Source organism: Streptomyces spirodelae, from assembly GCF_017676385.1.
In the GTDB taxonomy this organism is placed as follows: Bacteria; Actinomycetota; Actinomycetes; order Streptomycetales; family Streptomycetaceae; genus Streptomyces; species Streptomyces spirodelae.
The window spans coordinates 117459-129648 of record NZ_JAFFZN010000010.1 but is presented as its reverse complement, the minus strand read 5'-3'; the positions used below and the strand labels follow the sequence as shown (position 1 = coordinate 129648).

The window sequence follows — 12190 nt, the reverse complement described above, 5'->3', positions numbered from 1 at the left end:
CCCCGCATACGGCCGGTGAAGTCATCGAGCGGTTCAGACATGCGCGGGCGCTTCCGTGCCACGGATCGCCGCATGGGCGCTGTCGGCGAGCTTCCGTCTGTCCGGATAGAGGCGTAGTTCGGGATGAGCCATGACGCTCACTCTGAGCTCCCAGGCACTGATCACGCGGTGGAGGGAGGAGCCGAACGAGTCGTCGCCGAGGAACGCCGCCACGGTGCTGGGCGTGCCGCGCTGCCGGTAGCTGACCGTCACCGGCCGGACCGGGGCATCGGCGTCGATCGCTGCCTGGAACATCGCACGCCTGAAGCCGCTTCCGGACTCGGTGCACCAGGTTGTGCCCTGCGGGAAGACCACGACCGAACGGCCGTCGCGCAAAGTGGCCGTCACCTGCGCCACGGTGCCGGGGAGGGTGCGCAGCCGGTCCCGGTCGATGAAGCGCACGCCTGCCTGCCGGGCCAGTGTCCCGAACAGCGGCCACTGTGCCACCTCCCGTTTGGCGAGCGTGGTTGCCGGTTCCACCGCGAACAGCGCGAGGGCGTCGAGCCAGGAGATGTGGTCCGAGACGATCAGCGATCCGGGCTCGCCAGGGCGGCGTGGTCGGGTGAGGGTGGTTGTCGAGGTCTCCAACTCCCTTCCGAGAGCGCGTCGTACGGGGGACTGTCAGGACTCGCCGAGTGGATCGCCGGTGCCGTGCCGTAGGCGTTGGCGGTGCTCCGCTCGACCATGGCCACAGTGCGGCAACAGTGGGATAAAGCCGAACACGGCATAAAGTGCACACAACGTTCGCGCCGTTGCGGCGACGAGGTACGCCGCTGATCGTCAGCCAAGCCGAGGGGGTGTCGTGCTCAGCCGTATCGCAGGCGTCGTGGTGCCCGTCTTCGGCCGTTTGAACATCACCTCGGATGCCGGTGCCGCGCCGGCGGCGGGCAGCATCATCATCGCCAACCACACCTCCCTCAGCGATCCCGCGATCATCCTTGCCGCGCTGCGCCGTCTGGATGCCGGCCCCGACCCCGGCCCCGACCCCGATCCCGTCGCCCTGGCGGCCGCCGGGCTGTGGCGAATTCCCCTGCTGGGCCGTGCCCTCACCAGAGAGGGACACATCCCGGTGCACCGCCACGACCGGCGGGCCACGCAGGCACTGCGGGACGCCCAGGCCGCACTGGCCGCCGGCCGGTCTGTCCTGCTCTACCCGGAAGGTGGGCTTCCGCACCGCGGGGGCGTCCAAGAGGCCCCGCCCCGCCCCTTCCACCCGGGCGTGTTCCGTCTCGCGCGGTCGACCGGCGCCCAGGTCGTGCCGGTCGGCCAGGCCGGGGCCCGGGCGCTTGCCTCGGGCGGCCCCGCCGAAGTGCTGGCCAGGCTGCTCAGCGCTCCGCTCCGCCGCACGGGTCTGGAGGTGCACGTCGGCGCTCCGCTGTGGCTGGGCGGCGAACTGACCCAGGCACAGGCGCTTGCCCTGGCTCGCGGTGCGCTGACCCGGGCCTGGTACACCGCTGCCCGACGACTCGGCGGGCCGGCGACTCCGCTCGCGTCCTGATCCGGTTCGCCTCCTGCAGTCGCTAGCGAAGGGGGCGCGGACCGGTCGAGGTCGAGGAGGGAAACGGGCCGCCGGGTGACAGACGGGCGCTGCGGACAGTGACGGTGTCGGCCCCGACCCGGCTGATGGGCACCCCTGACAGGGTGCTCCGCCGGAGTCGTCGTGACCGACTGGTCGTCGGTTACTTCGGCGCCGGCACCGGGGCGACCGCCGTGCTGTGGCGGCTGCCGAACCGGATGTGCGGGCCGCCGTCGTCGTCTCCCGGGGCAGCAGGACCGACCTGGCCGGCCACAACTGCCGTGGCGAACCGGCCCGGACCGGGACGAGGCCGGATGTTGCGGCATGGCAGCCGAGACAACCACTGTCGGCGTTCCTCGTCGGACAGGTGGTGCCGGACGCGCCGTTCAGCGTGACAGCGTCGCTACAGGCCCTGGGAGAGCAGGATCTCGTGGGCGAGCCGTGCGCCGCGGGCTGTTTCCTCCGGCGGCGTGTCCTGCGACGGGACCGCCTCCAGGCCGCGAGCCAGCGCGCGCACGGCCTCGGCCAGTGTCGTCACCTGTGCTTCCAGTCGGCTCAGCCGGGCCGCCGCCGTGGGTGGTGTGTCGGGGCCGGGAGCGTCGTTCTGTGCCATGTGGTGGTTCCTTCCATGCGTGACCGGCGTGACCGGCATGACCGGCGTGACCGGCATGACCGGCATGACCGGGGGTGTCGGGCACTGGCGGGGGCGGGGCCCCCGCCCGGTGGGGGCGATGGGGCCGTGATGGCCCGCGTAGCGGTGGTACAGGACGTTCCCCGCTGCCCGGTGGTGTCGTCGGCGAGGAACACGAATGGGTGTCCGGGCAGGTCCAGTTGCTGCTCGGTCTCGAACGTTCTTCCGGGGAGCGGCGAGGCCGCTGATCGTGAGTGGTACGGCGGTGTCACTCACGCGTTCCCGGCCGGTGTGCGCCTGGGCGAGGCGGTGGCTCGTCGGGCCGGACCGGTACAGCACGCTGTCGTCACCGGTGTCGATGTCGGTGAACAGCCAAGAAATCGTAGTCCGTCATCTCGATCTCGAAGGAACCCTCGTCGGGTGATTCGCGGCTGACGGTTGCGGCGGCGACGTGTGCGCGGGCCAGGGTGGCAGTTGACGTCCCGATCGGCCGAGCGAACACCCACCCGGCCCAAGGCCGGGTCGGCCACATGGGTCAGCTCGACACGTGCGAACAGGCAGGCCCCCGCGGACCCGTGATGATGCCGCCCGGCGTCGCCGGGATACGCGAAGATGCAGGCGGGCACCCTGTTCGGCCGAACGCGTGAGCCGGTGCGCGCGTCAGCCGCGAGCACCTCCGTCCAGCGGCTGAACCACGCCGAAGCGAAGCGTTCGAGTCGTACGGAGTCGCCAGGCTCATACTGAAGTGCCGGACGACCTCGACCCACGACCTGCGGAGGCGGAACACGTCATGAGCAGCAGTTACGGCAGGGCTGTCCGGGAAGAGCTACGCCCGCTCACCCGGGAGCTGCGCCACGCCATCCCGGGGGTCTACCGGGGCTACCGGGAACTGCACGACGCCGCTTTGCAGACAGGCGCCCTCGACGCAAAAATCAAGGAACTGATCGCGTTTGCCGTAGCCGTCAGCAAGCAATGCGATGGCTGTATGGCCGCGCATGCCCACAGCGCTGTCCAGCAGGGCGCGACTCCGCAGGAAGCCGCCGAGGCCATCGGCGTCACCTTCCTGATGAACGGAGGACCCGCGACCATCTACGGAGCCCGGGCCTTCGCCGCGTTCAACGAGGCGTACGAGGCGGGGGCCGGCAGCGACGACGCGCCCCGGTAGCTTTCGAGGGGCCCGCCGCCGGCGGAGCTCCGCCGACCGGGCCGCCGGAACGCTGTGCAGGTTCGCAGATCACCGGGCGCCAGGCTCGCTGCACGCACGTTCCGGCTCCGCCGGTGGCGCATGAGACCCCGGCGCCTCGTCGCCGACCATGCACGAACTCGTCAGGGCGCGATGGCCTTGCGCAGGGTGTGCAGACACAGGGTCAAGGCGGTGTGCTTGGACGCCCCGGCGCTGCGGGTGTGCTCCCAGGCCGAGTACAGCAGCGCCCACACCAGATTGCGGACCCACTCCTCGTCCAGCTCGGGGTCGATGCTGCCCTCCGCGTGGCCGCGCCGGACCGTGCGCAGGAAGTCGTGGTCGGCTGCGGTCTCCTCGTCCCAACCTGACCAGGTCGCCAGCTGCGGCGATTCGAACATCAGTGTGAGGCCGTCGCCGAGCTCGAAGTACTCCTGGCAGAGCCGCTCCAGCGCCTTGGTGGCCGGGCCGTCGTCGAGCCGGGCGCGCTCGGTCGCCGCGTCGACCTTCTCCAGGACGTCCGTGCCGATGGCCGCCAGCAGGTCGGACCGCTCGGGGAAGTAGCGGTGCACGGTCGTCCGCCCCACCCCCGCCGCTGCCGCGACGTCGCCGAGCGACGCGGTGGGCTCGCCGGCCAACAGGACGACGGCGGCGTCGACGATGGCGCGCCGCGTGCGTGCCCGTGTTCCGCTCTCAGCCGCCGCTGTCCGCTCCTCACTCATGCGCCATACGGTAGCGCTGCTTTCCGTGATGAAAATCGGTTGACCGTTATGGAACAACTCTGTTCTATCCAGCAGCATGACTGTTCCGGAAGATATGTCTCCCCAGGTGTCCGTTCCGCGGCTGCGGTTCCTCTGGTCGTTCACTCGTCCGTACCGGCGATCCCTGGCCCTGGCCCTGCTCCTCGCCCTGGTGGGCTCCGGCATGGGGTTGGCCACACCGATGGTCACCAAGGGCGTGCTCGACGCGCTCGGCAGCTCCGGCTCGCTGCAAGGACCGCTGCTGGCCCTGCTGTTCCTGCTGGTCGTCGGCAGCGCCGTCACATACTGGCAGTGGACGCTGATCGGCGCTCTGGGGGAGCGTGTGGTGCTCCGGGCCCGCGAGTCGATGGTGCATCGCTTCCTGCGGGCCACGGTGCCCGCGGTCACCCGGCGGCCTCCCGGTGAACTGGCCACCCGTGTCACGTCCGACACGGTCCTGCTGCACGAGGCTGCCACCAGCGCCCCGGTCGGCCTGATCAATGCTGTCATCATGCTCCTCGGGACCCTGGTCCTCATGGGTGTCCTCGACCTGGTGCTGCTGGGCACGGTCGTGGTGGCCGTGGCGGTGGTCGGCGCCCTGTTCGCTGTCCTGATGCCCGGGATCGCGACCGCCCAGCGACACGCCCAGGACCATCTGGGACGGCTCGGCGGCAACCTGGAGGGCGCGCTGCGCGCCATCCGGACGGTGAAGGCAGGCCGGGCCGAGGACCGCACTGCCGAGCGCATCGTCGCCGACGCGCGCACCTCCGCCGAGTACGGCATCCGCGCGGTCCGCCGCGAGGCCCTGGCCTGGACGATCGCGGGGGCCGGTATCCAACTGGCGATCGTCCTGGTTCTGGGCGTGGGCGCGTGGCGGGTCTCTGAGGGGGCGCTCGAGGTCTCCAGCCTCGTCGCCTTCCTGCTGTACGCGTTCGGGCTGATGGAACCGGTCAGTGAACTCGGCCAGAACGTCACCGCGCTCCAGTCCGGCATCGCCGCGGCGGAACGGATCCGGGAGACGGAAGACCTCCGGACGGAAGAGGCGGTGAGGCGACCCGCGCGGCAGACTTCGGTGCGCGAGCCCGCCGCTCCGGACACCCCCGTGCTGGAACTGCGAGACGTCACCGCGGCCTACGGGCCCGACGCCGAACCGGCGGTGCGCGGTGTCGACCTGGCGATTCCGCGGCGTGGGCACACCGCCATCGTCGGACCGTCGGGAGCGGGCAAGACCACCCTGTTCTCCCTGGTGCTGCGCTTCCTGGAGCCGACCGGAGGCGAACTGCTCCTGGACGGACGCCCCTACCGGGACCACACCCACGACGAGATCCGCTCCCGCCTGGCGTACGTCGAACAGGACACCCCGATCGTGCCCGGGACGATCCGGGACAACCTGCTGCTGTCCCGTCCCGGCGCGACGGACGCGGAACTGCGCCGGGTGCTGGACGCGGTGCGGCTGGCGGAGAAGGTCGACGCCCTGGACGACGGGCTCGGCACGCCTCTGTCCGGCACGGCCGTCTCGGGTGGCGAGCGGCAGCGCATCGCACTGGCCCGGGCCCTTCTGCGCGCCCCGGACGTGCTCCTCCTGGACGAGGCGACGGCCCAGCTCGACGGGCTGACCGAGGCCGCCGTCCAGGGGTGCATCCGTGCCCGTGCGGAGACCGGCGCCGTCGTCACGATCGCCCACCGGTTGTCCACCGTGATCGACGTGGATACCGTCGTGGTGCTGGACGAGGGCCGGATACGCGCGCGGGGCAGCCACGATGAGCTGCTCGCCACGGACGTGCTGTACCGGGAGCTGGTGGAGGCCCTGCGCATCTCGGCGGACCCGCAGGCAGTGTGAGGAGAGCGAGGGGTGGTCCACACCGCTGCACGTCCGGGCTGCTGCCGGGAGTCGAGCGTTCTCAGGTGACCAGCAGCCTCACGTCCGAGCAGCTGCCCGCTGGTTCCGTTCGGTTGTGATCGAGCGATTCGCGGTCCCTGGGGGAGAGCGGGGCCCGGCGGTCAGGTGAGGCCGGGCGGGTCCCACCCGGCCATGCCGCCGACGAGCGGCATCGTGCGCCACTGCCCGATGGCCGGACTCAAGTACCCCACGTGACACAGAAGTTCCGGAGTGAGTATGAGGCCAGAGAACGGCACGGGACGCGCTCGCTGCTCCCTGTCGTGGCGGCCCCGCGCCCATGGCGCACTCTTGGCCTCGCTCGGACGGTGAGCCGAGCCGTTTGCTCGCGGCGCCGCCTCCACCCCGGCGAATGGCGCACTTCTCTCCACCGGCGTCGCCGTCGCTGAGACGGAGCTGTCCGGCCGCGAGGCGGGTTCACTGTCCGTACATCCCGCGCCGGGTGGTGCAACCCGCCTCCGGGCGCGGAAGGCCGTCACCTCCCCTAGTGTGAAAACGGTGGAAAGCACGCAAATGCTTTGAGGTGCGGTATGAGGGACGACACTGGTGCGGACGAGGAGGAGCGCGATGAACTTCCGTCCGACAACGACGAACGTGAGGACGAGGAGCCGGCCGACGCGGAGTGGGCCGAGGAGGACGGCGGTGACGAGCCTCTGGAAGGCGAGCTGGCAGAGGCACCGTCGTCCGTTGACAGGTCCGGTGACCCGGACGTTCTCCTGGACGTACCGCAGCTGAGGGTGGAGGAGATCAATCTGCAGGTCGAAGACCTGCAGGCCAGGGTCTCCCTGCAGGCGGAGGTCCTGGACCTCCTCAAGCTCAACGTCGGCGCCGACGTGTCGCTTGGCCGCGTGGAACTCGACATCAAGGGCGTGGAGGCGCAGGCCCTGCTCAAGGTCCGGCTCGACAACGTCGCCGCGATCGTCGGCAGGGTGCTGTCGACCATCGACCGCAACCCCCAGATCCTGGAGCAGGTGACCTCCGGCGTCGGGTCCGCGGCGGAGAGCCTGGGCGGCGGCGCCGGGAAGGCGGTTGGCGAGCTGGGGGAGGGTGCGGGCGAAGCGGTCGAGGACGTGGGTCAGGGGGCGGGCAAGGCCGTGGAAGACGTCGGGGCGGGCGCGGGCGGAGCCGTGAAGGACGTGGGTGGGGGAGCCGGGAAGGCGGTCGAGGACGTGGGTGGGGGAGCCGGAAAGGCCGCCGAGGACGTGGGTGGGGGAGCCGGAAAGGCCGCCGAGGAGGTGGCCGGCAGTGCCGGGCGGGCTGCCGAGGAGGTGGGGGACACCGCATCCGGGACCGCTGAGTCGGCCGGACGTGCGGCGAAGAAGTCCACGAGCCGGGTGTCCGGCAAGGTCTCGGGAAAAGCCTCGGGCCACGGCTCGGAGACAACAGGGCGGACCGCGAAGAAGGGCTCGGACGACTCCCGAAGCAGGGGCACGTCCGAGCGGGCGGCACACAGGAGCAAGGCTGCGTTCCGCAGCCGTGAGCGGGGACGGCCGCCATGAACGTTCGCCTCCGACATCGAGGGCGTCCCCGACATCGAGGCCGCCTCCGTCGTCGAGGCCGACCGACTGCCTTCCCGCGAGCCCGGCCGGGGCGGCGCGGGTGCGGCGCGGCACCGGACGTCGGTCTTCCGCGCGGTACGCCGCTACGTGTCGTAAGGCACGCCCCCTGACCGGACGAGCAGCGTCCGGCCCTCTCGGACTCGGCGCCGCCAGGGCGCCACCGCGAATGCACCGGGCAACGCCACCACCGCACGCGGCCCCAGCGCCCTGGTTCCCGCCAGCATGCCCTGCCCGCAGTCGCGCATGTCCTCGGTCTGCCTCTGCGGGGAGGTCCTCGAAGTCAGATCGGCGCCTCAGGGCGTGCGGGCAACGCCACCTCGCGCCAGGCGCAGCCTTCATGACCTCGGACAGCGAGGGGACAGCCCGGAGGAGGGCGTGACGCTGTCCGGAGGACAGCGGCCAACGGCTCGCGCTGGCTCGCGCCTTCCTGCGCCACCGCTGCGAACTCATGCGAGCGTACGCCGCCGACCGAGCCGACCGCGGTGGGGTCAGCCGACACATGAAACCGCCGGCTCCGACAACACCGAAGACGCCGACGGCGGTTCGGCGGGCGTCTCGCGTGCCCAGGGTGTTCGGGTTTCTCGGCGCTTTCCCCGCCGCGCCCGTACCGCGCGGACGTCTCGTACTTCTCGGGGACAACGCGCATCACAGCGTCGATTCACGGCAATTGGGCTACTTTCCCGTGGCACGGGTACTGGGAGTGGTACTGCTCGCCCGACCCCACGAGCCCCGGTTGCCCCAGAGCATGCGCACTGGGTCTGGTTCCTGAAGACGGCCCCGAACCCCCTTCCTTCCGCTGACTGCGCAGTTTGACGAGGACACCAGGGACCTGAGGGCCTGTTGTCCCTTTGGCTTGAGGACAGGTTCTCCCGCGGCCAGCGGGCGTCGCGCGGCAGCGGTCAGCAGGTGGTCCGAAGTCATCCGGAAACTCGGAATGAGGAGGGTCCGAGCAGGTCGGCCAGCGCGGCAAGGGCCGGAGTGCCCACCAGGTCCCCCGGCAGCAGCGGCACGTTGAGCAGCGGTACGTCCACCTGCTGCCGCAGCCGGACGAGGTGCTGGTCCTCCTGTCTCCGGCGCCGGGCGAGCACCTCACCGGCGTCCGCGGGGGAACGGCGGTTGGCGACGAGTGCGGCCACCTCGACGCCGAGGCCGGTGAGCTTCTCGTACACCTCCATGGTCTCGGCGATCGGAAGCAGCTCGGCGGTCAGCACGAGCACGAACCCGGCCTGCGCCGGGTCCGTCACCACCCCGCGCAGCCGGGAGAAGCGGTCGCGTCGGCGCAGCAGGGTCCGGCGCAGTTCGGCGTCGCGGTCCGTGTGCTCACCGCCGCCGAGGCCGCGCACCGCGGCGCCGAACCGCTCGGACCGGTCGCGGTTGGCGAGCAGCGTCTCGGTCCAGGAGGTGAGCTGTTCGGGCAGCGCGAGCAGCCGCAGCGTGTGGCCGGACGGGGCGGTGTCGAAGACGACCAGGTCGTACGCCTCCTCCCCGAGCTCCACCGCCTCGGCGATCCGCTCCAGCACCGCCGACTCGTGGGTGCCGGGTGCCAGCCGGGCCAGCTCCAGGTGCCGGGCGGCCGGTGCGTGCATCCGCTCGGGCAGCAGCCGCCGCATCGTCCCGGCGACCGCGGACAGGTGCTGCTCGACCGTGCGCTCGGGGTCGATCTCCAGCCCGTCGACGTAACCCGCCGTCCCGGCCCCGGGGGCGAGGTCCCCGGGGCCGGCGAGGCGTGTGGGCTCGTCGCCCACGAGGCGGTCCCAGAGGTGGCCGAGGTTGTGGGCGGGGTCGGTGGAAACCAGCAGCACGCGGGCGCCCGCCCTGGCACGGCCCAGGGCGAGCGCCGCGGCGATGGACGTCTTGCCCACCCCGCCCTTGCCGCCGACGAAGACGACCCTGTGTGAGGTGATGAGATCTAGCAGCACCCGACATGCTCCAGTGGCGAGCGGTCCATGCCCATCCGGCGGTGCCAGGCGTGGAAGTCCTCGTAGAGGGCGGGCATGAGCTCGACGGTGTAGTACGCCGCCGGGTCGGGCACGCCCAGTGCCTCCGCGAGGACGACCATCCGGAAGAGGTCGTCCTCCTCGCGCCGGGCGCGGGCGAAGGTACGCCGGTAGGGACCGGCGTAGAACTCCTCCAGCCCGGCCCGGAACGAGGCCCAGCGGGATGTCACCCCGTCACCTCTGCCTTCTCCGTCACATCGGCGTCAGCGGCCTCCGGCGGCTCCTGGGACGCCCGCCGCATCGCGACGACTGCCTCGAAGGCGACCCACACGGCGGCGACGATGATGACGACGTCGATGGTCAGCAGCAGCCAGTCCCTGGCGTCGTAGAGGTCGCCGAGCTGCGCGAGCGCGGCCCAGAACGCCATCACGAACACCACCGCGAGCGGCACCAGCGCAGGAGCCGGGTTGCGCCGCTTGCGGATCAGCATGACCGCGACGATGGACAGGGTCAGGGAGGCCAGCAACTGGTTGCTGGTGCCGAACAGCGGCCAGATACGGAGGCCGCCGGCGCCATCGGCGCCCTGGCTGAAGGTGAGTCCCATACCGGCGGCGAGCGCGATGAGGGTGCCGACGCCATTGCTGATCTTCAACTTCGCGACCTCGCCGGCCTCCTGGACGACGAAGCGCAGCAGGCGCATACCGGTGTCCATGGTGGTAGCGGCGAACAGGATCGCCATGGTGGCCAGGACCGTCGAGCTCAGCGAGGCCGACAGGCCCAGGCCGCTGTTGACGATCTCGCCGCCGCCCTCGACGAATGCCCCGACGCCGCCCTCGCCGAAGGCGGTGTAGACGGCCTTCCAGTCGGCCATGGTGCGGTAGCCCGCGATGGCGGCGATGATCGCGCCGAGTGCGAGCATGCCCTCGCCGACCGCGCCGAAGTAGCCGACGAAGCGGGCGTCGGTCTCCTTGTCCAGCTGCTTCGAGGTGGTGCCCGAGGAGACCATGCCGTGGAAGCCGGAGATCGCACCGCACGCGATGGTCACGAACAGCAGTGGCAGGAGGTCCGGGGTGCCCGCGGGCACGGTGTCGTTGAAGGCCGGGGCGACGACCGTCGGGGCGCTCAGCAGCACTGCGACGAACAGGATGCCCAGCCCGACGAAGAGCTGGACGCCGTTGATGTAGTCACGCGGCTGGAGCAGCACCCACACGGGCAACAGGGAGGCAATGCCGGCGTAGACGAAGAGGGCGACGATCCAGAAGGTCGCCGGGGACATGCCCAGGATCGGGTCGGGCAGCTCTACGGGGACGGCGTCGCCGAGGAGGATCAGGCCGTAGAGCGCGGCGACGCCCACCACGGTGACCAGGCTGAGGTTCATCCGGTAGCGGTAGACGGCCTGGCCGACCAGCAGTGCCACCGCGACCGCGCCCCAGGCGGGGATCACCGCCGAAGGGGTGGAGATCAGCAGGTCCTTGATGACCACCGCGAAGGCCGCGATCACCATCAGGAGCAGCAGGAAGATCACGACGAGGAAGAGGTTCGCGCCCCGGGCGCCGATGTAGCGGCTGGAGAGCGTGCCCATCGAGCGGCCCTTGTTGCGTGCCGAGGCCCACAGAGCTCCCAGGTCGTGCATGCCCGCGAAGAAGACCGTGCCGAGGGTGACCCACAGGAACGCGGGCACCCAGCCCCAGATCACGGCGACTGCGGGGCCGACGATCGGCGCTGCCCCCGCGACCGAGGTGAAGTGGTGACCCCACAGCACGAACTTGTTGGTCGGGACGTAGTCCACGCCGTCCTGCAGCTCGTGCGCGGGCGTCTTGAAGGACGCGTCGAGCTTGTAGACCCGGTTGCCAAGGAATTTCGAGTAGAGGACATATCCGCCCGCGAATATCGCGAGGCCGATCAACAGCAGCGGAAGTGCGTTCATGCGAGACGCTCTCTGGGTTCTGGGAAATTGAGCCGTTGCCCTGCACGGGATGTGCGCCTGGCAGGCAGACAGCGTGGACGGTGGAGCGTGGCCCTCCTCGACCGAGGGAGACCGGCGACCGGAACGGGGAATCGGGCGCCTGCGCCCGCTTTGCACGGCTCGGCGGTGTACCCGGTCACGGGGTGCTGCGCGTGGGCGGCGACTGTGCCGCGGCGGTGGCGGAGCTCTCCCGTCACGGCCACACACACCTGCCCGTAGCCGTCGGTCACCGCCCGGCCCGGCGTGAGTCCGTACCCGCTGTCCGCCAATGCTGCCCCCTGACCTCCTGCTTGGATGCCGCGAGCCGGTCGCCCGGCGGTCTGCTCAGGAGTTGCCGGGGGTTGCGGTTCGGTTGACAGGAGATTTCCGCGAGTTTCAGGTGGCGGGCGGCGGGCGGCGGTTGTGCGGGCCCGGGGAACTCTCGACGGGCCCGGTCTTCAAGCAGCGCGACGCACACACCAAACGCCACGGACCCCGTCTTTCACTCCGCGGCCACCCCGCGCCGACGTGCCCGTTGGTCACGTCGCCAGAGCTGGTAGGCAATCATCGTCAGCACTGCGGAAATCGGCACCCACAGCATCTGGTACCAGTAGAAGAACGGGATGCCCATCAAGGCGGGGTCGGTCTTGGCGTAGGAGCCGACCCACAGCATCGCCACGAACGGGGCGACGAGACACAGGGCGATGCCGACCCGCGCCGGTGTGATCACCGCTGGTCTCATCTGA

General features: G+C 70.9%; 12 protein-coding genes. 5 read left to right on the top strand and 7 right to left on the bottom strand.

Annotation, left to right across the window (positions count from 1 at the left end):
* Positions 1-33: 33 nt before the first annotated feature.
* Entirely contained in the window at positions 34-627 is a 594-nt protein-coding gene (locus JW592_RS13325) for a lysophospholipid acyltransferase family protein (RefSeq protein ID WP_209265245.1), read from the bottom strand.
* Positions 628-841: 214 nt separating this feature from the next.
* Here JW592_RS13325 and JW592_RS13320 point away from each other — a divergent pair, with 214 nt between their 5' ends.
* Positions 842-1537 (top strand): lysophospholipid acyltransferase family protein, encoded by a 696-nt coding sequence (locus tag JW592_RS13320; protein WP_209265244.1) that lies wholly within the window; start codon positions 842-844, stop codon positions 1535-1537.
* Between the two features lie 421 nt (positions 1538-1958).
* Here the strand turns inward: JW592_RS13320 and JW592_RS13315 are convergent, their stop codons facing one another.
* The gene (locus JW592_RS13315; protein ID WP_209265243.1) at positions 1959-2168 is read right to left on the bottom strand and encodes a hypothetical protein; all 210 of its coding nucleotides are present in this window, start codon (positions 2166-2168) and stop codon (positions 1959-1961) included.
* 808 nt (positions 2169-2976) lie between these two features.
* On the opposite strand from JW592_RS13315, the gene JW592_RS13310 reads away from it, so the two are divergent.
* Positions 2977-3351 carry a carboxymuconolactone decarboxylase family protein gene (locus JW592_RS13310; RefSeq protein ID WP_209265242.1) on the top strand — a complete coding sequence of 125 codons (375 nt, stop codon included), beginning with the start codon at positions 2977-2979 and terminating at the stop codon, positions 3349-3351.
* Positions 3352-3512: 161 nt separating this feature from the next.
* On the opposite strand, the gene JW592_RS13305 is transcribed toward JW592_RS13310, so the two are convergent.
* Entirely contained in the window at positions 3513-4088 is a 576-nt protein-coding gene (locus tag JW592_RS13305; protein WP_209265241.1) for a TetR/AcrR family transcriptional regulator, read from the bottom strand.
* Between the two features lie 76 nt (positions 4089-4164).
* Here JW592_RS13305 and JW592_RS13300 point away from each other — a divergent pair, with 76 nt between their 5' ends.
* The 3 genes from JW592_RS13300 (at position 4165) to JW592_RS32755 (ending at position 8331) form a co-directional block, all read left to right on the top strand.
* Complete coding sequence (locus tag JW592_RS13300; RefSeq protein ID WP_229375898.1) at positions 4165-5946, top strand: ABC transporter ATP-binding protein; 1782 nt, start codon at positions 4165-4167, stop codon at positions 5944-5946.
* A gap of 587 nt (positions 5947-6533) precedes the next feature.
* Positions 6534-7502: a TrbL/VirB6 family protein gene (locus tag JW592_RS13295; RefSeq protein ID WP_229375897.1), complete on the top strand. Its 969-nt coding sequence runs from the start codon at positions 6534-6536 to the stop codon at positions 7500-7502.
* A 508-nt stretch (positions 7503-8010) separates the two neighbouring features.
* Positions 8011-8331: a S26 family signal peptidase gene (locus tag JW592_RS32755; RefSeq protein WP_307805400.1), complete on the top strand. Its 321-nt coding sequence runs from the start codon at positions 8011-8013 to the stop codon at positions 8329-8331.
* Positions 8332-8479: 148 nt separating this feature from the next.
* On the opposite strand, the gene JW592_RS13290 is transcribed toward JW592_RS32755, so the two are convergent.
* The 4 genes from JW592_RS13290 to JW592_RS13275 all read right to left on the bottom strand — a co-directional run bounded on the left by JW592_RS13290 (position 8480) and on the right by JW592_RS13275 (position 12186).
* On the bottom strand, positions 8480-9481 hold the full coding sequence (locus JW592_RS13290; protein ID WP_209265240.1) for an ArsA family ATPase: 1002 nt from the start codon (positions 9479-9481) through the stop codon (positions 8480-8482).
* Positions 9472-9729, bottom strand: a complete 258-nt coding sequence (locus JW592_RS13285) for a cory-CC-star protein (protein WP_019359067.1) — start codon at positions 9727-9729, stop codon at positions 9472-9474. The genes JW592_RS13290 and JW592_RS13285 overlap by 10 nt, the downstream gene beginning before the upstream one ends.
* Entirely contained in the window at positions 9726-11426 is a 1701-nt protein-coding gene (locus tag JW592_RS13280; RefSeq protein ID WP_209265239.1) for a carbon starvation CstA family protein, read from the bottom strand. The genes JW592_RS13285 and JW592_RS13280 overlap by 4 nt, the downstream gene beginning before the upstream one ends.
* Before the next feature lie 520 nt (positions 11427-11946).
* Positions 11947-12186, bottom strand: a complete 240-nt coding sequence (locus JW592_RS13275) for a DUF3311 domain-containing protein (protein WP_229375895.1) — start codon at positions 12184-12186, stop codon at positions 11947-11949.
* Positions 12187-12190 lie beyond the last annotated feature (4 nt).